The sequence below is a fragment of the Rhodopila sp. genome (assembly GCF_965277825.1).
Lineage (GTDB): Bacteria > Pseudomonadota > Alphaproteobacteria > Acetobacterales > Acetobacteraceae > Rhodopila.
Window position 1 is genome coordinate 2027254 of the sequence record NZ_OZ255846.1, and the last position, 19053, is coordinate 2046306.

At 64.3% G+C, this 19053-nt stretch carries 31 protein-coding genes; 29 read left to right on the top strand and 2 right to left on the bottom strand.

Annotated features, from left to right (window positions below; translation table 11 throughout):
- Nucleotides 1-37 precede the first annotated feature (37 nt).
- The 27 genes from rpsJ to rplQ all read left to right on the top strand — a co-directional run bounded on the left by rpsJ (nucleotide 38) and on the right by rplQ (nucleotide 14808).
- Entirely contained in the window at nucleotides 38-346 is a 309-nt protein-coding gene (gene rpsJ / locus ACQY4T_RS10170) for a 30S ribosomal protein S10 (RefSeq protein WP_048860021.1), read from the top strand.
- 31 nt (nucleotides 347-377) lie between these two features.
- Complete coding sequence (gene rplC / locus ACQY4T_RS10175) at nucleotides 378-1079, top strand: 50S ribosomal protein L3 (protein ID WP_428542795.1); 702 nt, start codon at nucleotides 378-380, stop codon at nucleotides 1077-1079.
- A 10-nt stretch (nucleotides 1080-1089) separates the two neighbouring features.
- Nucleotides 1090-1761 (top strand): 50S ribosomal protein L4, encoded by a 672-nt coding sequence (gene rplD / locus ACQY4T_RS10180; RefSeq protein ID WP_428541053.1) that lies wholly within the window; start codon nucleotides 1090-1092, stop codon nucleotides 1759-1761.
- Nucleotides 1762-1781: 20 nt separating this feature from the next.
- Nucleotides 1782-2078, top strand: coding sequence for a 50S ribosomal protein L23 (locus tag ACQY4T_RS10185; RefSeq protein ID WP_428542798.1), 297 nt, complete (start codon nucleotides 1782-1784; stop codon nucleotides 2076-2078).
- Between the two features lie 24 nt (nucleotides 2079-2102).
- Nucleotides 2103-2933 (top strand): 50S ribosomal protein L2, encoded by an 831-nt coding sequence (gene rplB / locus ACQY4T_RS10190; protein WP_428541056.1) that lies wholly within the window; start codon nucleotides 2103-2105, stop codon nucleotides 2931-2933.
- Nucleotide 2934: 1 nt separating this feature from the next.
- Nucleotides 2935-3213 carry a 30S ribosomal protein S19 gene (rpsS, locus tag ACQY4T_RS10195; protein ID WP_428488857.1) on the top strand — a complete coding sequence of 93 codons (279 nt, stop codon included), beginning with the start codon at nucleotides 2935-2937 and terminating at the stop codon, nucleotides 3211-3213.
- Nucleotide 3214: 1 nt separating this feature from the next.
- Entirely contained in the window at nucleotides 3215-3604 is a 390-nt protein-coding gene (gene rplV / locus ACQY4T_RS10200) for a 50S ribosomal protein L22 (RefSeq protein ID WP_428541060.1), read from the top strand.
- A 1-nt stretch (nucleotide 3605) separates the two neighbouring features.
- A complete protein-coding gene (rpsC, locus tag ACQY4T_RS10205; RefSeq protein WP_428541063.1) occupies nucleotides 3606-4283 on the top strand; it encodes a 30S ribosomal protein S3 in 678 nt (225 codons plus the stop codon).
- A gap of 13 nt (nucleotides 4284-4296) precedes the next feature.
- Nucleotides 4297-4713, top strand: coding sequence for a 50S ribosomal protein L16 (gene rplP, locus ACQY4T_RS10210; RefSeq protein ID WP_428541066.1), 417 nt, complete (start codon nucleotides 4297-4299; stop codon nucleotides 4711-4713).
- Nucleotides 4713-4934: a 50S ribosomal protein L29 gene (gene rpmC / locus ACQY4T_RS10215; protein WP_428541069.1), complete on the top strand. Its 222-nt coding sequence runs from the start codon at nucleotides 4713-4715 to the stop codon at nucleotides 4932-4934. The genes rplP and rpmC overlap by 1 nt, the downstream gene beginning before the upstream one ends.
- Nucleotides 4935-4945: 11 nt before the next feature.
- Nucleotides 4946-5263 carry a 30S ribosomal protein S17 gene (gene rpsQ / locus ACQY4T_RS10220; protein ID WP_428541072.1) on the top strand — a complete coding sequence of 106 codons (318 nt, stop codon included), beginning with the start codon at nucleotides 4946-4948 and terminating at the stop codon, nucleotides 5261-5263.
- A gap of 12 nt (nucleotides 5264-5275) precedes the next feature.
- Nucleotides 5276-5644: a 50S ribosomal protein L14 gene (gene rplN, locus ACQY4T_RS10225; protein ID WP_428541075.1), complete on the top strand. Its 369-nt coding sequence runs from the start codon at nucleotides 5276-5278 to the stop codon at nucleotides 5642-5644.
- Between the two features lie 52 nt (nucleotides 5645-5696).
- Nucleotides 5697-6017 (top strand): 50S ribosomal protein L24, encoded by a 321-nt coding sequence (gene rplX, locus ACQY4T_RS10230; RefSeq protein ID WP_428541078.1) that lies wholly within the window; start codon nucleotides 5697-5699, stop codon nucleotides 6015-6017.
- Nucleotides 6018-6189: 172 nt separating this feature from the next.
- On the top strand, nucleotides 6190-6720 hold the full coding sequence (gene rplE / locus ACQY4T_RS10235) for a 50S ribosomal protein L5 (protein ID WP_428542801.1): 531 nt from the start codon (nucleotides 6190-6192) through the stop codon (nucleotides 6718-6720).
- A 69-nt stretch (nucleotides 6721-6789) separates the two neighbouring features.
- Nucleotides 6790-7095, top strand: a complete 306-nt coding sequence (gene rpsN / locus ACQY4T_RS10240; RefSeq protein ID WP_428488865.1) for a 30S ribosomal protein S14 — start codon at nucleotides 6790-6792, stop codon at nucleotides 7093-7095.
- Nucleotides 7096-7107: 12 nt separating this feature from the next.
- Nucleotides 7108-7506, top strand: coding sequence for a 30S ribosomal protein S8 (rpsH, locus tag ACQY4T_RS10245; RefSeq protein WP_428541082.1), 399 nt, complete (start codon nucleotides 7108-7110; stop codon nucleotides 7504-7506).
- Nucleotides 7507-7519: 13 nt separating this feature from the next.
- Nucleotides 7520-8053, top strand: a complete 534-nt coding sequence (gene rplF, locus ACQY4T_RS10250) for a 50S ribosomal protein L6 (RefSeq protein WP_428541085.1) — start codon at nucleotides 7520-7522, stop codon at nucleotides 8051-8053.
- Entirely contained in the window at nucleotides 8050-8412 is a 363-nt protein-coding gene (gene rplR, locus ACQY4T_RS10255) for a 50S ribosomal protein L18 (RefSeq protein ID WP_428541088.1), read from the top strand. Before rplF ends, rplR begins: the two co-directional genes overlap by 4 nt.
- Before the next feature lie 43 nt (nucleotides 8413-8455).
- Nucleotides 8456-9061 carry a 30S ribosomal protein S5 gene (gene rpsE, locus ACQY4T_RS10260; RefSeq protein ID WP_428541091.1) on the top strand — a complete coding sequence of 202 codons (606 nt, stop codon included), beginning with the start codon at nucleotides 8456-8458 and terminating at the stop codon, nucleotides 9059-9061.
- Nucleotides 9054-9236, top strand: coding sequence for a 50S ribosomal protein L30 (gene rpmD, locus ACQY4T_RS10265; RefSeq protein ID WP_428541094.1), 183 nt, complete (start codon nucleotides 9054-9056; stop codon nucleotides 9234-9236). Before rpsE ends, rpmD begins: the two co-directional genes overlap by 8 nt.
- A gap of 1 nt (nucleotide 9237) precedes the next feature.
- Nucleotides 9238-9726 carry a 50S ribosomal protein L15 gene (gene rplO, locus ACQY4T_RS10270; protein ID WP_428541097.1) on the top strand — a complete coding sequence of 163 codons (489 nt, stop codon included), beginning with the start codon at nucleotides 9238-9240 and terminating at the stop codon, nucleotides 9724-9726.
- 133 nt (nucleotides 9727-9859) lie between these two features.
- Nucleotides 9860-11197, top strand: coding sequence for a preprotein translocase subunit SecY (gene secY, locus ACQY4T_RS10275; protein WP_428541100.1), 1338 nt, complete (start codon nucleotides 9860-9862; stop codon nucleotides 11195-11197).
- Nucleotides 11194-11847, top strand: a complete 654-nt coding sequence (locus tag ACQY4T_RS10280) for an adenylate kinase (RefSeq protein ID WP_428541103.1) — start codon at nucleotides 11194-11196, stop codon at nucleotides 11845-11847. The genes secY and ACQY4T_RS10280 overlap by 4 nt, the downstream gene beginning before the upstream one ends.
- Nucleotides 11848-12147: 300 nt before the next feature.
- On the top strand, nucleotides 12148-12525 hold the full coding sequence (gene rpsM / locus ACQY4T_RS10285; RefSeq protein WP_428488873.1) for a 30S ribosomal protein S13: 378 nt from the start codon (nucleotides 12148-12150) through the stop codon (nucleotides 12523-12525).
- A 98-nt stretch (nucleotides 12526-12623) separates the two neighbouring features.
- Nucleotides 12624-13019, top strand: a complete 396-nt coding sequence (gene rpsK, locus ACQY4T_RS10290; protein WP_428488874.1) for a 30S ribosomal protein S11 — start codon at nucleotides 12624-12626, stop codon at nucleotides 13017-13019.
- A 134-nt stretch (nucleotides 13020-13153) separates the two neighbouring features.
- The gene (locus tag ACQY4T_RS10295; protein WP_428488875.1) at nucleotides 13154-14185 is read left to right on the top strand and encodes a DNA-directed RNA polymerase subunit alpha; all 1032 of its coding nucleotides are present in this window, start codon (nucleotides 13154-13156) and stop codon (nucleotides 14183-14185) included.
- 203 nt (nucleotides 14186-14388) lie between these two features.
- Nucleotides 14389-14808, top strand: a complete 420-nt coding sequence (rplQ, locus tag ACQY4T_RS10300) for a 50S ribosomal protein L17 (protein WP_428541108.1) — start codon at nucleotides 14389-14391, stop codon at nucleotides 14806-14808.
- 9 nt (nucleotides 14809-14817) lie between these two features.
- Here rplQ and ACQY4T_RS10305 read toward each other — a convergent pair whose 3' ends face one another.
- Nucleotides 14818-15501, bottom strand: a complete 684-nt coding sequence (locus tag ACQY4T_RS10305) for a DUF1223 domain-containing protein (protein ID WP_428541111.1) — start codon at nucleotides 15499-15501, stop codon at nucleotides 14818-14820.
- 76 nt (nucleotides 15502-15577) lie between these two features.
- Nucleotides 15578-15934 (bottom strand): hypothetical protein, encoded by a 357-nt coding sequence (locus ACQY4T_RS10310; protein ID WP_428541114.1) that lies wholly within the window; start codon nucleotides 15932-15934, stop codon nucleotides 15578-15580.
- 203 nt (nucleotides 15935-16137) lie between these two features.
- Between ACQY4T_RS10310 and ACQY4T_RS10315 the strand changes: the two genes are divergently transcribed.
- Both ACQY4T_RS10315 and ugpB read left to right on the top strand, forming a co-directional pair.
- On the top strand, nucleotides 16138-17607 hold the full coding sequence (locus tag ACQY4T_RS10315) for a DHA2 family efflux MFS transporter permease subunit (protein WP_428541117.1): 1470 nt from the start codon (nucleotides 16138-16140) through the stop codon (nucleotides 17605-17607).
- A 116-nt stretch (nucleotides 17608-17723) separates the two neighbouring features.
- The gene (gene ugpB / locus ACQY4T_RS10320; protein ID WP_428541120.1) at nucleotides 17724-19046 is read left to right on the top strand and encodes a sn-glycerol-3-phosphate ABC transporter substrate-binding protein UgpB; all 1323 of its coding nucleotides are present in this window, start codon (nucleotides 17724-17726) and stop codon (nucleotides 19044-19046) included.
- Nucleotides 19047-19053: the final 7 nt, after the last annotated feature.

Here is a 19053-nt window from a genome sequence, read left to right on the forward strand (position 1 = left end):
CGTTGCTCGTTTCGGCGGCAACTTAGAAGAGCGAACCATGGACAATCAGAATATCCGCATCCGCCTGAAGGCCTACGATCACCGCGTGCTGGACAACAGCACGAAGGAGATCGTGAACACGGCCAAGCGCACGGGTGCCCGGGTTCGCGGACCGATCCCGCTGCCGACCCATATCGAGCGCTTCACGGTCAACCGCTCACCCCATGTCGACAAGAAAAGCCGTGAGCAATTCGAGATCCGAACGCATCGGCGGCTCTTGGACATCGTTGAACCAACGCCGCAGACGGTTGACGCGCTGATGAAGCTCGACCTCGCCGCCGGCGTCGACGTCGAGATCAAGATCTAACGCCATGCCCAACCCATCGCCCCCTCAGCCACTGCGCACCGGACTGCTGGCCAAGAAGCTTGGAATGACCCGGATCTTCAAGGACGATGGAAGCCATGTGCCGGTCACCGTTCTGCACCTGGATCAGTTGCAGGTAGTTGCCACGCGCACCGAGGCAAAGGATGGCTACAGCGCCGTCCAACTGGGTTGGGGCAAGGCCAAGGTGAAGAACGTCACCCAGCCGAACCGCGGCCACTTTGCCCGCGCCAAGGTGGAACCGAAGCAGAAGCTGGTGGAGTTCCGGGTTGCCGCCGACGCACTGCTGGAGGTGGGCGCGACGTTGTCCGCGGCGCATTTCACCGCCGGCCAGAAGGTCGATGTCTGCGGCACCTCCAAGGGCAAGGGTTTCGCCGGCGGCATGAAGCGGTGGAATTTCTCCGGCCTCGAGGCCTCTCACGGCGTCTCGGTCAGCCATCGCTCGCTGGGTTCGACGGGCAACCGCCAGGATCCCGGCAAGACCTTCAAGAACAAGAAAATGGCCGGCCATCTCGGCGTCGAGCGCATCACCACGCTCAATCTGGAAGTCGCCGCGGTCGATGCCGAACGCGGCCTGCTGATGATCAAGGGCGCGGTGCCGGGCAGCAAGGATGGCTACGTGCTGGTGCGCGATGCGATCAAGCGACGGCGTCCGGCGGATGCGGCCTTCCCGGCCGCGCTGGTCGAAGCGTCCGAGCACGCGGCGTCAGCGGACTGAGGAACGGCAGATGCAGATCGACATCATCACGCTTGAGAGCGCGTCCGCCGGCAGCACCGAGCTGCCGGATGAGATTTTCAAGATCGCTCCGCGCAAGGATATCATGGCGCGTGTGGTTCATTGGCAGTTGTCGAAACGCCGCTCCGGCAACCACAAGGTCAAGGGCATGGCGGAAGTCTCCGGCACCACCAAGAAACCATACAAGCAGAAGGGCACCGGCAACGCGCGTCAGGGCAGCTTGCGCTCGCCGCAGTTCCGCACCGGTGGCGTCGTGCATGGCCCGGTCGTGCGCTCGCACGAATACAGCCTGAACAAGAAGGTCCGCCGGCTCGGGCTGATCTCGGCGCTGTCGCAGAAGCTGGCCGAGAACAAGCTGGTGGTGCTGGACGCCGCGACCAGCGTGCCAAAGACCGCTGAACTGGCCAAGAAGATCAAGGCCCTGGGCTGGAAATCGGCGCTGATCATCGACGCCGCGGTGGACCAGGACTTCCTCCGCGCCAGCCGCAACATCCATCGACTGGATGTGCTGCCCACAGTGGGCGCCAACGTCTACGACATCCTGAACCACGATGTGCTGGCGATCACCACCGCGGGACTCGAGGGCCTGAAGGCGCGGATCAATCGTGCCGTGGCCGCCCCAGGGGCCGCCCCCGAGGCCGCCACTACGGGAGAGGCCGCATGACCGTAGCGCCGAAGAAGAAGCTGTCGCGTGAGGCGATGTATCAGATCATCCGCGGCCCGCTGATCACCGAGAAGATGACCCTGCTGTCGGAGAACAACCAGGTCGGCTTCAAGGTCTCCATCGACGCCAGCAAACCCGAGATCGCCGCAGCCATCGAGACCCTGTTCAGTGTTAACGTTCTTTCGGTGAACACCTTGATCCAGAAGGGCAAGACCAAGCGTTTCAAGGGCCGTCCCGGTGTCCGTTCGGACGTCAAGAAAGCCATCGTGACATTGGCTCCCGGCCAATCGATCGATTTCACCACCGGCCTGGCCTAGGCGGCCAGAGGGCAAGAAACACAGATGGCACTTAGGCAATTCAATCCGGTCACCGCCAGCCTGCGCGGTACCGTGCTGATCAATCGCTCCGAACTGTGGAAGGGCAAGCCCGTCAAGGGTTTGACCGAGGGTCAGCACAGCCATGGCGGCCGCAACAATCACGGCCGGATCACCAGCCGGTTCCGTGGCGGCGGCCACAAGCAGTCCTACCGCGTGGTGGACTTCAAGCGCCGCAAGTTCGACGTCCCCGCCACCGTGGAGCGGCTGGAATACGATCCGAACCGCACCGCCTTCATCGCGCTGATCAAGTACCAGGACGGCGAGCTGGCCTACATCCTGGCGCCGCAGCGGCTGCGGGTGGGTGACCAGGTTATCGCCGGCGCGCGCTGCGATATCAAGCCGGGCAACGCGATGCCGCTGGCGGCGGTCCCGGTCGGCACGATCATTCACAATATCGAAATGAAGGTCGGTGCCGGCGGCAAGATCGCGCGTTCGGCCGGCACCTTCGCGCAACTGGTCGGCAAGGATGCCGGCTATGCGCAGATCAAGCTGATGTCGGGCGAACTCCGCGTGGTGCGGTCCGAGTGCATCGCCTCGATCGGCGCGGTGTCCAATCCGGACAACATGAACCAGAAGCTAGGCAAGGCCGGTCGATCCCGTTGGCTGGGCTTCAAGCCGCACAATCGCGGCGTGGTGATGAACCCGGTCGATCATCCGCTGGGTGGCGGCGAAGGCCGCAGTTCCGGCGGTCGTCACCCGGTCTCGCCCTGGGGCCAGCCGGCCAAGGGCTACAAGACGCGCGGCAACAAGCGGACGGACAGCCTGATCATCCGCCGCCGCAACAAGGGCAAATAAGATGGCGCGTTCCGTATGGAAAGGTCCGTTTGTCGACGGCTACCTGCTGGCCAAGGCCGATGCCGCGAAGGCGTCGTCGCGCAACGAAATCATCAAGATCTGGTCGCGCCGGTCGACCATCCTGCCGCAGTTCGTCGGCCTGACCTTCGGGGTCTACAACGGGCACAAGTTCCTGCCGGTGCAGGTGAACGAGAACATGGTCGGCCACAAGTTCGGCGAGTTCTCGCCGACCCGCACGTTCAGCGGCCACGCCGCCGACAAGAAAGCGAGGCGCGGCTGACATGGGCAAGCCGAAGCACGAACGCAGCCTGCCGGATCACGAGGCGCAGGCGATCGTCAGCAACCTGCGGATCAGCCCACGCAAGCTGAACCTGGTCGCCGCGATGATCCGCAACCTGCCGGCGCAACGTGCCGTCGCCACGCTGACCTTCAGCAAGCGGCGCATTGCCGGCCAGGTCAGGAAGGCTCTGGAGAGCGCGATTTCCAACGCCGAAAACAACCATTCGCTCGACGTCGACCGCCTGGTGGTGGCACGCGCCGAGGTCGGGCGCTCGATCGTCATGCGCCGGTTCCACGCCCGTGGCCGCGGCCGAGCGGCGCGTGTGGAAAAATGGTTCAGCCATCTGAAGATCGTCGTCGCCGAACGGGCGCAGGATGAGGGGGCCGCTTAACATGGGTCACAAAGTCAATCCGGTCGGACTGCGCCTCGGCATCAACCGCACCTGGGACAGCCGCTGGTTCGCCGGCCTCGACTACTCCAAGCTGCTGCACGAGGATTTCAAGCTGCGCACCCACCTGCGCACCAAGTTGCGCGGCGCCGGCGTATCCCGCGTGGTGATCGAGCGTCCGGCGAAGAAACCGCGGGTTACGATCTATGCCGCGCGCCCGGGCGTGGTGATCGGCAAGAAGGGCCAGGACATCGAGGTCCTGAAGAAGGACCTCAGCCGGATGGCCAAGGCCGACGTGTCGCTCAACATCGTCGAAATCCGCAAGCCCGAAATCGATGCCACCCTGGTGGCGGAAAACATCGCTCAGCAACTGGAGCGTCGGGTGGCGTTTCGCCGGGCGATGAAGCGGGCGGTGCAATCGGCCATGCGTCTGGGCGCGCAAGGCATCCGGATCAACTGCGGTGGCCGCCTCGGCGGCGCCGAGATCGCCCGTGTGGAGTGGTATCGCGAGGGCCGCGTGCCGTTGCACACCCTGCGCGCCGACATCGATTACGGCACCGCCACGGCGAAGACCACGTACGGCACCTGCGGTGTCAAGGTTTGGGTGTTCAAGGGCGAGATCCTCGCCCACGACCCGATGGCGCAGGACCGCAAGGCGGCCGAACAGGCGCCGCAACGGTAAATGGAATAACGCGATGCTGTCTCCGAAACGAACCAAATACCGCAAGCAGCACAAGGGCCGCATTCACGGCCTGTCGAAGGGCGGCACGACGCTGAATTTCGGCTCATTCGGCCTCAAGGCGCTGGAGCCGGAGCGGATCACCGCGCGGCAGATCGAATCCGCGCGGCGCGCCATCACCCGCGCGATGAAGCGCGCCGGGCGCGTATGGATCAGGATCTTTCCCGATGTCCCGGTGTCCACCAAGCCGGCGGAAGTGCGCATGGGCTCCGGCAAGGGCTCGCCGGAATTTTGGGTGGCACGTGTCGCTCCTGGCCGCGTCATGTTCGAGATCGACGGCGTGACCCCCGACCTCGCGCGCGAGGCCCTGCTGCTGGGTGCGGCGAAGTTGCCGATACGGACGAAGTTCATCGCCCGGATCGGAGACGCCTGATGGCCAAGAACGCGCTCTACAAGGCCGGCGACGTGCGGGCCAAGACGCCGGATGAGCTATCGGGCCTGCTGCTGGATCTGCGCAAGGAGCAGTTCAACCTGCGCTTCCAGCGCGCCACCGGCCAGCAGGAAGGCACCGGCCGGGTGCGAGAAGTTCGCCGCGAGATCGCTCGGGTGAAAACCATTCAGGCGGAAAAGACTCGTTCCGCCGCCAAGTCGTAAGGAGCCGGGCGATGCCAAGGCGCGTCCTGACCGGACGGGTGACCAGCGACAAGATGGACAAGACCATTACGGTTCTCGTCGATCGCCGCGTGATGCATCCGCTGTACAAGAAGTTCATTCGCAAGTCGAAAAAATATGCCGCGCACGACGAGACCAACCTGTGCAAGACCGGCGACATGGTGCGCATCGTCGAATGCGCGCCGATCAGCAAGCGCAAGACCTGGACCCTGGTCGAGCGTAACGGCCGACTGATCGGAAGCGCGCCCGACGAAGCCATCGCCGCCGCCGAGGCACAGCCGGCGCCCCCGGCACCCGCGCCGACGCTGTAACGGAGACGCAGGATGATCCACGTCGAGACCAATCTTGAAGTCGCCGACAACTCCGGCGCACGGCGCGTGCAGTGCATCAAGGTGCTGGGCGGATCGAAGCGGAAGTTCGCCTCGGTCGGCGATGTCATCGTGGTGTCGGTGAAAGAGGCGATTCCACGCGGCAAGGTGAAGAAGGGCGACGTGCATCAGGCGGTGATCGTGCGCACCAGCTTCCCGGTGCGGCGCACCGACGGCAGCGCCATCCGCTTCGACCGCAACGCCGCCGTCCTGATCAACAAGCAGCAGGAGCCGATCGGCACGCGCATTTTTGGGCCGGTCGTGCGCGAGCTCCGCGGGCGCAAATTCATGAAGATCATCTCGCTCGCGCCGGAGGTATTATGACAACCCCACGCATCGGAGATGCGATGATGACCCACCCATCGGGGGCAAACTGATGGCCGCGCGCATCCGCAAGGGCGATCTTGTCCTGGTCACGACCGGCAAGAGCAAGGGAAGACGCGGCGAAGTGCTGCGGATATTCCCGCAGGCTGAACGGGCGATCGTTCAGGGCGCGGCGATGGCGCGCCATCACACCAAGCCGACCGGCATGGGCCAGCCAGGCGGCCTGGTCGACAAGGAAGCGACGATCCATCTGTCCAACCTGAAGCTGGTCGACCCCAAGAGCGAAAAGCCGACCAAGGTCGGCTTCCGTGTGCTCGACGGTGGACGCAAGGTCCGTGTCGCCAAGGCGACCGGCGAAGTGATCGAAGGCTGATGCCATGAGCGGAACGAAAAAACCACCGAAGGGCGGCGCGCCCAAGGCCAAGGCTGCCGGATCGCGCGGCGCGGGCGGCCCGCCGGCCGGCAAGGAAGCCCAGCGCGCCGCGCGCAGGGTCGAGATCGCCGGCGTCGATAACCCGTCGGCCGCGGCCGCCGAAATACCTCGGATGCAGCGGCGCTACCGCGAAGAAACCCGCGCAAAACTGCGTGCCGAATTCGCCTACAAGAACGAGATGCAGATCCCCCGGCTGGAAAAGATCGTCATCAACATGGGTGTCGGCGAAGCAACCGCCGACCAGAAGAAGTTAGACGCCGCGGTCGCCGAACTGTCGGTGATCGCTGGCCAGCGCCCGGTGAAGACGGTGGCCAAGAAGGCGATTGCCGGCTTCAAGATCCGCAAGGGACTGCCGATCGGCTGCAAGGTCACGCTGCGCAAGGCGCGGATGTATGAATTCCTCGACCGTCTGGTCACCATCGCCATGCCTCGGGTGCGTGATTTCCGCGGCATCGCCGGCAAGGGGTTCGATGGCCGCGGCAACTTCGCCATGGGCCTGAAGGAGCAGATCATCTTCCCGGAGATCAACTACGACCGGGTGGACGATGTTCGCGGCATGGACATCCAGTTCGTGACAACCGCAACGACTGATGCCGAGGCGAAGGCCCTGCTGAAGGCTTTCGACATTCCTTTCGCCAATTGAGTTTTAGGAAAACTACAGATCCCCTGGGACAGTCCCCGGGGACTGCGGGTTCCGGAGGATCGAAACAGGATGGCCAAAACTTCCCAGGTCAACCGCAACAAGATGCGTGAACAGATGGCCAAGCGCGACAAATCCAAGCGCCGAGCCCTGAAGGACGTGCTGATGGACCGCACGCTGCCGGTCGAGGACCGCTTCAACGCGTCGCTGAAACTGGCGCAGATGCCGCGCAACGGCGCCGCGGTTCGGGTTCGGCTGCGTTGCGAGCTGACCGGCCGCTCACGCGGCAATTATCGCAAGTTCAAGCTTTGCCGCATCGCGCTCCGCGACCTGGCCAGTGCCGGGCAGATCCCGGGCATGGTCAAGGCAAGCTGGTAAGGGAACGGCCCTATGTCGATGTCCGATCCCGTCGGGGATATGTTGACCCGCATTCGCAATGCGCAGCGCGCGCGCCATTCGGTCTGTCTGGCGCCGGCGTCGAAGCTGCGGGAGAACGTGCTGGGTGTGCTGAAGCGTGAGGGCTTCATCCGTGGTTACGCCGCGGAGCAGCTTCGCCCCGGCGTCGCGCAACTGCGCATCGAACTGAAATACAACGAGGGCGAACCGGTCATCAAGGAGATCAATCGCGTCTCCAAGCCGGGCCGTCGGGTGTATGCGAAGATCAAGGAACTGCCGCGGGTCTATGCCGGCCTCGGTATTTCCATCCTGTCCACGCCGCAGGGCGTCATGAGCGATGCCGAGGCCCGCGCTGCCAATGTCGGCGGCGAAGTCCTCTGCCGCGTGTTCTAAGGGGAAAGCGCGTATGTCACGCGTCGGAAAGTATCCGGTGGAAATCCCCGCCGGTGTGCAGATCGCCGTCGCCGCCGGCGTGCTGACCGCGAAGGGCCGGCTCGGCGAGCAGATATTGCCGCTGTCGGATCTGGTCGACGTCACCGTCGAGACCAGCCGGGTGGTGGTGCAGCCGCGCCGCAACGAGACCCGCAACCGCATGATGTGGGGCACCACGCGCGCGATCATCGCCGCCATGGTGAAAGGCGTCTCCGCCGGCTATGTCAAATCGCTGGAGATCACCGGCACCGGCTACCGCGCCTCGGTCCAGGGCAAGAACCTGGAGATCAACCTCGGCTTTTCCCACCCGGTGATCTACCCGGTGCCGGAAGGCATCAAGATCACCTGCGAGCGTCCGACCTCGATCAAGGTCGAAGGCGTGGATAAGCGTCTGGTCGGCCAGGTCGCGTCCGAGATCCGCGCGTTCCGGCCGCCGGAACCGTACAAGGGCAAGGGCGCGCGTTACACGGACGAAACTATCCGGCGCAAGGAAGGCAAGAAGAAATGAGCGGCAAGCAGGATCTCGCCGATCGGCGCAAGGGCCGGCTGCGCTATCAGATCAGGCGGAAGTCGCACGGGCGGCTTCGGCTGTCGGTGTTCCGCTCCGGCAAGAATATGTATGCTCAGGTCATCGACGATGCGCAGGGCCGCACGCTGGCCTCGGCCTCGACGCTGGATGCGGACCTGAAGGCGGCGCTGAAGACCGGGGCCGACAAGGCGGCCGCGGCTGCGGTCGGCAAGCTGGTCGCCGAACGGGCACTGGCGGCGGGCATCAAGCAGGTGGTGTTCGATCGCGGCGCCTATTTGTATCACGGCCGGGTCAAGACCCTGGCCGATGCCGCCCGTGAGGGCGGACTGGACTTTTGAATGATCGCCCCCCGGAAACGGGTGGCCTGAGGGAATAGAGCTTATGGCACGTGAAGCGAGAGAAGGCGGCGGCCGCCGGGATCGCAGCGGCGACCGCGAACCCGATGACGGCATCATCGACAAGCTGGTAACGATCAACCGTGTCGCCAAGGTGGTAAAGGGCGGACGCCGCTTCGCCTTCGCCGCGCTGGTGGTCGTCGGCGACCAGAAGGGCCGCGTCGGCTACGGCGCAGGCAAGGCCCGCGAAGTGCCCGAGGCGATCCGCAAGGCAACCGAACGCGCCAAGCGCGGCATGATCCGGGTGCCGATGAAGGAAGGCCGCACGCTGCACCACGACGTCGAAGGTCATTTCGGCGCCGGAAACGTGGTGCTGCGCTCGGCGACCGCCGGCACCGGCATCATCGCCGGCGGCCCGTTGCGCGCGGTGTTCGAGACCCTGGGCATCGGTGACGTGGTCGCCAAGAGCCTGGGCAGCCGCAACCCTCATAACATGGTGAAGGCAGCGTTCGCGGCGTTGCAGAAATGCGCCAGCCCGCGATCCGTCGCCACCCGTCGCGGCAAGAAGGTGCCCGAACTGTTCGGCCGCCGCGAGGTGCCCAACGCGGTCATCGGCGCGCCGCCGGCACCGGAGGCTCCGGCCAATGCCTAAGGTCCGCGTTACCCAGATCGCGTCTGCCCTGGGCCGCAAGCCCGGCCAGAAGGAAACCCTGGTCGGCCTCGGCCTGAAAAAGATCCGCGCGACCCGCACGCTGGAGGACACCCCTTCGGCGCGCGGCATGATCCGCAAGGTCGCCCACCTGATCAAGGTGGAGGAGTTGTCCTGACATGAACCTGAATGAATTGCGCGACAATCCCGGCGCACGGCTGAAATCCAAGCGGCTCGGCCGCGGCATCGGATCGGGCAAGGGCAAGACCTCGGGCAAGGGCGTCAAGGGCCAGAAGGCGCGCGAGGGCGTGGCGCTGAACGGCTTCGAGGGCGGTCAGTTGCCGATTTACCGCCGCTTGCCCAAGCGCGGCTTCCACAATCATTTCCGCAAGGAGTACGCGCCGGTCAACCTGGGCGCGCTGGACGCCGCGATCGACGCCGGCAAGATCGACGCCGCCCAGCCGATTACCGAGGCGATGCTGATCAAGGCCGGGCTGGCGTCGGATGGTCGCGACGGTATCCGGCTGCTGGCCGACGGCAAGATTACCCGCGCGATCACCATCACCGTCGCCGGTGCCTCGGCAACGGCGAAAGCGGCGGTGGAGCAGGCGGGCGGGTCCGTGACCACCACCGTTGCTCCGAAGGCGGCTCCGACAGACGCGTCTTAGGCTTGATGAAGTGGTGACGAAAAAGCCACGCGGTCGGCTTCGCCTCCCGCGTGGCTTTTTGCTTGACCGGCTTCCGGCTTGCGCCCAAGTCCGGCCAGATAGACGATAGGCTACGACCTTAAAGGCAAACCCCATGGCGTCCGCTGCCGAACAGCTTGCAGCCAATCTCAACCTCGGCGTCTTCTCCAAGGCGACCGAGCTGAAGCAGCGCATCTGGTTCACCCTGGGCGCGCTGATCGTCTACCGTCTGGGCACCTACATCCCGGTGCCCGGCGTGGATGCCACGGTGATGGGCGAGATGCTGTCCCAGCATGGCGGCGGCATCCTCGGCATGTTCGACATGTTCACCGGCGGCGCGCTGCGGCGGATGACCGTGTTCGCACTGAACATCATGCCCTACATCAGCGCCAGCATCATCATCCAGTTGATGTCAAGCGCCATCCCGACCTTGGAGACGCTGAAAAAGGAAGGCGAATCCGGGCGCAAGAAACTCAACCAGTACACCCGCTACCTGACCGTGCTGATCGCGCTGTTCCAATCCTACGGCATCGCCGTCGGCCTGGAATCGATGCACGGCAGCATCGGCGCGGCGGTGATCGATCCGGGCTGGTTCTTCCGCTTTTCCTGCGTCATCACCCTGGTCGGGGGCACCATGTTTCTGATGTGGGTGGGTGAGCAGATCACCGCCCGCGGCATCGGCAACGGCACCAGCTTGATCATCATGGCCGGCATCGTCGCCAACCTGCCGAACGCGTTCGCCTCGATGCTGGAAATGGGCCGCACCGGTGCGCTGTCGCCGTTGTTCATCCTGATCTTCCTGGTGATCGCCGTGGCCACGATCGCGATCATCGTGTTCGTCGAACGAGCCCAGCGTCGCATCGCGGTCCAATACCCAAAGCGACAGGTCGGCAACCGCATGTTCGGCGGCGATTCGACCCATATCCCCCTGAAGATCAACACCTCAGGCGTCATCCCGCCAATCTTCGCCAGTTCGATCCTGCTGATTCCGGCCACCATCGCGGGCTTCGCCACCAACGGGCCGCCCTGGCTACAGACCATCGCCGCCCAGCTCGGCCAGGGCCAGCCGCTCTATCTCGGCCTCTACGCGTTCATGATCATCTTCTTTTCGTATTTCTACACCGCCGTGGTGTTCAACCCCGAGGAAACCGCGGACAACCTGAAGAAATACGGCGGCTTCATCCCGGGCATCCGACCCGGCAGCGCAACGGCGGACTACTTCGACCGCATCCTGACCCGGCTGACCACGGTCGGCGGCATCTACCTGGTGCTGATCTGCCTGCTGCCGCAAATCCTGATCACCGATTACGGGCTGCCATTTTATTTCGGTGGGACCTCGATTCTGATTGTGGTGTCTGTTACGATGGATACAGTGACGCAGATCCAGTCGCATCTGCTCGCGCATCAATATGAAGGTCTTATCCGTAAGACCCGGGGTAAGGGACGTCGGTGAAACTCATCCTGTTGGGCCCGCCTGGCGCGGGCAAAGGCACCCAGGCGAAGCGTCTGCAGCAACAGTACGGAATCATACAGATATCCACGGGCGATATGCTGCGCGCCGAGGTCGCCGCCGGCACCCCGATCGGCAACGAAGCCAAAGCGATCATGGAGGCAGGGCAACTCGTCTCCGACGATATCCTGGTCCGCATGCTTGGCGTCCGCCTGGACCAGCCCGACGCGGCCAACGGCTTTATCCTCGACGGTTTCCCGCGCACGGTGCCGCAGGCCGAAGCGCTCGACCGAATGCTGGCCAACAAGGGCCTGCAACTCGACGGCGTCATCGAACTGAAGGTCGACAATGCCACGTTGACTGAGCGTATCGCCGGGCGATTCAGTTGCGCGAAATGTGGCGCCGGATACCACGACAGCTTCAAGCCGACCGCCAAGTCCGGGGTCTGTGACGTCTGCGGTTCCACCGAATTCGTCCACCGCGCCGACGACAAACGCGAGACCGTGGCCGCTCGGCTGGAGGCCTACCACCAGCAGACCGCGCCGATCATCCCGCACTACGCATCGACCGGAGCTTTGCGCAGTGTCGATGGGATGGCCGATATCGCTTCGGTCGCTGCCCAGATCGACGCCCTCTTGGCCCAAGCGGGCTGATCTACACCCGCGCACGAAGCAGCTTGTCGACGCGGCCCGGACTGGAGACCGTATATCCAACGCGGTCATCCCACGTCCGGCGAATGCGTTACCCTTTGCGATGCGCGCCCTTGCCGTTTCATTAAGGATCGTGCTACCATCACGCAAAATTGATAAGCGTCCGTTGACTCCTGCGCGCTGGAACCTATAGTCCCGCCCTCCGACGCCACCCCATATCGGGTCAGGCGTTGCTTGTACGTATTCCAGCCTCTTGGGGCAGCAACAGACCCGGTGGTCTCACCGGCGACAGGAGAGTTAAGCGTGGCGCGTATTGCCGGCGTGAATATCCCAACCAACAAGCGAGTGACCATCGGCCTTCGCTACATCTATGGCATCGGTCCGACCAAGGCCGCCGCGATCTGCCAGCAACTTAGCATCCCGGACGATCGCCGGGTCAACCAGCTTTCGGATGACGAGGTCCTGCGCATTCGTGAACTGATCGACCGAGAGTATCGCGTTGAGGGCGATCTGCGGCGTGAAGTGGCGATGAACATCAAGCGACTGATGGATTTGGGCTGCTATCGCGGTCTGCGCCACCGCCGCGGCTTGCCGGTTCGCGGCCAGCGCACCCACACCAACGCCCGTACCCGTAAAGGCAAAGCGGTGGCGATCGCCGGCAAAAAGAAAGTCACGAAATAGTCCGACCGGAGGGGGTCCCTCGCGGCCCCGGCTGATCGAAGCATTCTATGCCGCGCCGCTTTCCGGCGCGGTTGGCAGTTGAAGCAGGATCACGAATAATGGCGAAACCCGCCTCGGCCGCTCGGCCTCGACGCAAGGAGCGGAAAAACATCATCGCTGGCGTGGCCCATGTAGCAGCCACGTTCAACAATACCGTGATCACCATCACGGATGCCCAAGGCAACGCGATTGCGTGGTCGTCGGCCGGTAGCCAGGGCTTCAAGGGCAGCCGCAAAAGCACGCCTTATGCCGCCCAGGTCGCCGCCGAGGATGCCGGCAAGAAAGCCCGCGACCATGGCATGGAAACGCTGGAGATCGAGGTCAGCGGGCCGGGTTCCGGACGCGAGAGCGCCCTGCGCGCCCTTCAGGCGGTCGGTTTCGCGGTCTCCACCATCCGCGACATGACGCCGATCCCACATAATGGCTGCCGCCCGCGCAAGCGCCGGCGGGTCTGAGTTCCACGTTCGCCCCCTGCTCGGACGACGTCAAAGCGGCGCCGCCCGGTCAGGACGGACCAAGCGAGCCGACGTTTTGACACTGTCCAGGGGACATCAACCGCGCCCGACGCGGTTCGAAAGGTGTTGTTAGTATGAGGCAAAGCGCAGTTATTCAGAGAAATTGGCAATCTCTGATCAAGCCGGAAAAACTCGAAGTCGAGCCAGGCGCCGATCCGTCACGCGTCGCCACCGTGGTCGCCGAACCGTTGGAGCGCGGCTTCGGCATGACCCTGGGCAACGCCATACGCCGCATCCTGCTGTCATCGCTGCAGGGCGCCGCGGTCACCGCGGTGCAGATCGACGGCGTGCTGCATGAATTCAGCAGCGTCGCCGGCGTGCGGGAGGACGTCACCGACATCGTGCTGAACATCAAGCAGCTTGCGTTGCGGATGCACGGCGAGGGCCCGAAGCGCATGACGCTGACCGCCACCGGCCCCGGAGAAGTTCGCGCCGGCCAGATCCAGTCCGGCCACGACATCGATATCATGAACCCCGAACTGGTGATCTGCACGCTGGATGATGGCGTGAAGCTGGGCATGGAGTTCACCGTCAATCTGGGCAAGGGCTACCAGCCGTCCAGCGTCAACCGCCCGGAGGATGCCCCGATCGGCCTGATTCCGGTCGATAGCATCTACTCCCCGGTCCGGCGCGTGTCCTACAGCGTTGCGCCGACCCGCGTCGGCCAGGTTACCGACTACGACAAGCTGTTGCTGACCGTGGAAACCAACGGCGCGGTGACCCCGGAAGATTCTGTCGCCCTGGCCGCGCGCATCCTGCAGGATCAGTTGCAACTGTTCATCAACTTCGATGAACCCCAGCAGATCCGAGCGGAGGAGCCGCAAGACGACCTGCCGTTCAATCGCAACCTGCTGCGCAAGGTCGACGAACTCGAACTGTCGGTGCGTAGCGCCAACTGCCTGAAGAACGACAATATCGTCTATATCGGCGACCTGGTGCAGAAATCCGAACAGGAGATGCTGCGCACGCCGAACTTCGGCCGCAAGTCGCTGAATGAGATCAAGGAAGTGCTGACCTCGATGGGCCTGGGCCTGGGCATGAGCGTTGCCGGCTGGCCGCCGGAAAACATCGAGGACCTGGCGAAACGCCTGGAAGAACCATTCTAGTGTCCTGCCTCCGAAGTTCGCCGCACGACGCAGCGGACGCAGGAGATAAGCAGGCCACTTAAATAAAGAACTAGTGGCGCGAGACTGAGGTTCGCCAGCCATCGCGAACTGCAGCCTCGAGCAGCGCCCATCGCGCAGCCAAGGGAGTCAGACCGTTTTCAGACCGGGAACTGGTCGAAGCCGAAGTTAGGGAAAACTGATCAATGCGTCACGGTGTTGCCGGCCGGAAGCTCGGCGTTACTTCCACCCATCGCCTGGCGATGTTCCGCAACATGGCTCATGCGCTGCTGAAGCACGAGCAGATCACCACCACCTTGCCGAAGGCAAAGGAACTCCGGCCGGTGGCGGAGCGGCTGATAACCTTGGGCAAGAAGGGCGGCCTCGCCAACAAGCGGCTCGCCCACGCCAGACTGCGTGACGACGTGATCGTCAACAAACTGTTTGGCACGCTTGCCGATCGCTACAAAACCCGCGCCGGCGGTTATACCAGGGTACTCAGGGCTGGCATGCGCCACGGCGACGCAGCCGACATGGCGGTGATCGAACTGGTCGATCGCGACCTCACCGCCAAGGGCCAGGACAGCGGACCAGTCCAGGCCAAGGAAGAAGAGAGCGAGGAATAAGCCCCGCGGTCAGGATTGCAGGCGCGCGGCGCCGATGATCCGGCCGTTATCGGCTTGCAGCAGAACCGCGAAGCTCTGACCCGGTTGCGCTTGCGGGTGCAGGTCGAGCGATGCGCCCGACCAGGCACCGATCGGCGTCAGCGAGCGCACGATGTTGGACTCCAACAACGTGCGGCCACTGTTCTCGCCGCGCCCGATCTGGGTTTGGTGCATCGGGTCGAAACCGACCAGCAAAACCTTGGCCTGGCCAACCCCGGCCCCCACCTTCACCAGCAAGCTCTGTCCATCCCGGACCAGCCTAAGCAGAATGTGGTTTCGCGCCGCTCCGGCAATGACGCTCAGCCCTTGCGCGCGGCTGGACCCGACGAAACCGGTCGTGCCATCGACCACCATTTGTGGTGTATAAACGCCGTCGTCGTCGCCGATTTCCCGGGCATAATCGCGCTGCCGGGACGTGGCCGCGTCAAGCGAGTAGGGGTCCTTCCACCCGGTCGTGTCCCAATAGGTCACATGGAAGGCCAACGCCAGGACATCGCGCCGCTGGCGGGCAAGGTCGGTCAGGAACGCGTCGGCCGGAGGACACGACGAGCAACCTTGCGAGGTGAACAATTCCACCACGGTGGGGGAATCCTCGGCGTGTCCGGCCGTCACCAGAACCGTAGCAAGCACCAGTCCGATCACCGCGGCGCGCATCGGCGTCCCTTCCCAGCATCACCGATGTCTACGGCAATCCGGCAGAGTCAGTCGTGAAGCTTTGGTAAGAACAGGCTCACCCGCAGGCAGCGTTTGCCGCTCTGCAGCGTTGCTCGAACCCGGCCGAGATGAACTCGGGGCGCTTGTAGAGCCCCTTCATCCACGCCGCCAGCATGCAAAGCTCGTCGAGTTTCACCACCTCGTCCAAAGTGCCGGCCGGGAACCGCAACGCGAAGCTTTCACTGATCGTATCGAGCACCACCTCGACCTGTTCGATCGCCAGGCCACAATCCGTCTCCAGCACCGAACACCGGGTCAGGCTGGCTTCGTCGACTTCGTATTCGTCCCGGATTAGTTTGACGATCCAACGAAACATGTTCATCCAGTTTTTAACGTCCTCGGTCGGCTGTGCCATGGCAGGGGCCTCGGGCATCCAAAAAGTATTCCTGGCCAATCTGCAACGATATAATGAATAACCGATGAACGGGACCTTCCGCTGTATGGTCAACGCTCCCGGCGGTGCATCAGCGGCACAGCCGGGGCTGTCCCTGCCGGTCGCGGCCGCTTGGGCATGAAAGCCTGTAGCGCCGGCCCGTGGGACTTTCCCCTCGGCGCGTCCCGCGCGACACTGTCGCCATGCCGCAGCCGCCCTCCCTGCGTTCGTCGCGAGTCTCCAGCCAGACCCGGCTGACCGCGGTGATCGTCGCTTGCGCGCTGTTCATGCAAAATCTCGACTCGACGATCATCGCCACCGCGCTGCCGACCATGGCACGTTCGTTCGGTTATGACCCGGTGCGGATGAACGTCGCACTGACCTCCTATCTGCTCAGCCTGACGGTCTTCATCCCGGCGAGCGGATGGGTCGCCGACCGCTTCGGCACGCGCACCGTATTCCGCGGCGCCATCATCGTGTTCACCATCGGCTCGATCCTGTGCGGCGTATCGAACGGACTGGTGGAACTGGTGGCCGCGCGCGTGCTGCAAGGCATCGGCGGCGCGATGATGGTGCCGGTCGGGCGGCTGCTGCTGCTGCGCACCGCGGCGAAGTCGGAGCTGGTGGCCGCGATGGCCTGGCTGACCATGCCCGCACTGCTGGGGCCAGTGGTCGGGCCGCCGTTGGGCGGCTTCATCGTCACCTACTTCAATTGGCGCTGGACCTTCTTCATCAACATCCCGGTCGGCCTGATCGGCATCCTCGCGGTCACCCTGTTCATCCAGGACTTCCGCGAACCGCCGCGCGGAAAATTCGACCTTCGCGGCCTGGTCCTCACCGGGGTGGCGCTGATTTGCGTAATGTTCGGCCTGGAAACCGTCGGCCGAGGGCTGGTCTCGCCGGCGCTCACCCAGGGCATGATCGCCGCCGGACTGGCGGTGGCGTTCCTCTACTATCTGCATGCCAGGCGGATGGATGCACCGCTGCTCGATTTCACCCTGATGAAGCTGCCCTGCTTCGGGCTGTCGTTCAGCGCGATGATGCTGTTCCGCACCGGTATCGGCGCCATCCCGTTCCTGTTGCCGATGATGCTGCAGGTCGGCTTCGGCGATGCCGCGGTGCAGAGCGGCCTGATCACCTTCGCCAGCTCAGCCGGGGCGTTGGTGATGAAGCCGGCGGCGCAATACGTGCTGCGGGCATTCGGCTTCCGCGACACGCTGATCTGGAACGGCGTGATGTCCGGCATCATGCTGATCGCGTGCGCGCTGTTCCGTCCGACCTGGCCGGCGGCGGCAATCTATCTGGTGCTGCTGACCGGCGGGTTCCTCCGCTCCTTGCAGTTCACCGCCTATAATACGCTGGCCTATGGTGACGTGCCGCGCCCGCAAATGAGCGCCGCGACCAGCCTCTACACCGCGGGCCAGCAGCTTGCAGCCACCATCGGCGTGTCGGTCGGTGCCTTGTCGCTGGAGCTCGCTCGGACGTTCTCGCACCACCAAACCCCGGAAAACTCGGATTTCAGCGCGGCCTTTGTCGTGGTCGGCCTGATGACCCTGGCCGCCTCGCCGATCGCCTGGTTCATGCCAGCCAGCGCGGGCGATGATCTGACCGGCCGCCCGGCACGCGTGCCAGCATCGGACGCCGTCGCATCGGCCCCGCCGCCGGGCGAGTGATGCTGCAAGACACTCACCGCTATCCACCGCCCCTTCACCCAAGCGTCAGAAATCGGTAATCGGGACGCAACACGGCATCGCTAACGGCTGTGAAGAATCCAAATGAGGAACCGTCGATGAAGCGCCGTACGCTGCTAGCCGCCCCTGCTGCCCTCGCCGTCGGCCGAGCCCACGCGGCGGACAAGGTCAGGATCGTATGGTGGCATTCGATGACCGCCGCGTTGGCCGACGAGGTCGCCCGCATCGCCGACGGCTTCAACGTCAGCCAGGGCGCCGTGGAGCTACAAGCGGTCTACAAGGGCGGCTACGCCGACACTCTAAATGCGACCGTCGCCGCGTCCCGCGCCGGCCAGGCGCCGCATTTGGCGCAGGTGTTCGAGGTCGGCACCGGCACCATGCTGGCCGCCGGCAAGGCGGTGAAGCCGGTCTGGCAATTACTGCAGGAAACCGCGCTGACGATCGACCCGAAATCCTACATCCCCGCGGTGCGCGGCTACTACAGCCTGGCCGACGGGCGGCTGGCGTCGATGCCGTTCAACTCGTCCACCGCCGTGATGTGGTACAACAAGGACGCGTTCCGCAAGGCCGGCCTGGACCCCGACACGGCGCCGGTAACCTGGCAACAGGTGCGCGCCGCCGCCGAGGCGATCAAGGCCAAGCAGGCCGCGCCGATCGCGATGACCACGTCCTGGCCGGTATGGGTGCAACTGGAACAATACAGCGCCCTGCACAACCTGCCGTTCGCCACCAAGTCCGACGGGTTCGATGGCATGGATGCCGAACTGGTGTTCAACAGCCCCGCCCATGTCAAGCATATCGATCGCCTGCTGCGGATGTCGAACGACGGCAGCTTCAAATACCAGGGCCGTGACGGCGCCCCCGATCCGCTGATCGTCTCCGGTGAGGCGGCAATCTCCTTCGGGTCGTCGTCGTCGCGCGGCAATCTGGTGAAGTCGGCGAAATTCGACTGGGCCGAAGCCTATCTGCCCTACGATCCGGAGATCATCAAGACGCCGAAGAACTCGATCATCGGCGGCGCCAGCCTGTGGACGATGACCGCACCGGATCGCCGGCCGGACGAGTACAAGGCCGTGGCGCAGTTCCTGCAATATATCGGCAAGCCCGACGTGGATGCCACCTGGGCCAAGAACACCGGCTACGTGCCGGTGACCTTCGCCGGCTATGACCTGCTGAAGCAGCAGGGCTTCTTCGGCAAGAACATCGGTGCCGACATCCCGGTGGAACAACTCGCCCGCGGCACGGTGACGCCGAACACCAGGGGCCTGCGGCTCGGACGCCTGCCGGAGATCCGCAACATCATCGAAGAGGAACTGGAAAAGGCGCTGCAGGGCGGGCAAACCGCGCAACAAGCCATGGACGTCGCCGTGGCGCGCGGCAACAAGGTGTTGAAGGAGTTCGCCAGGTCCGCCAAGGCCTGATCCCGAC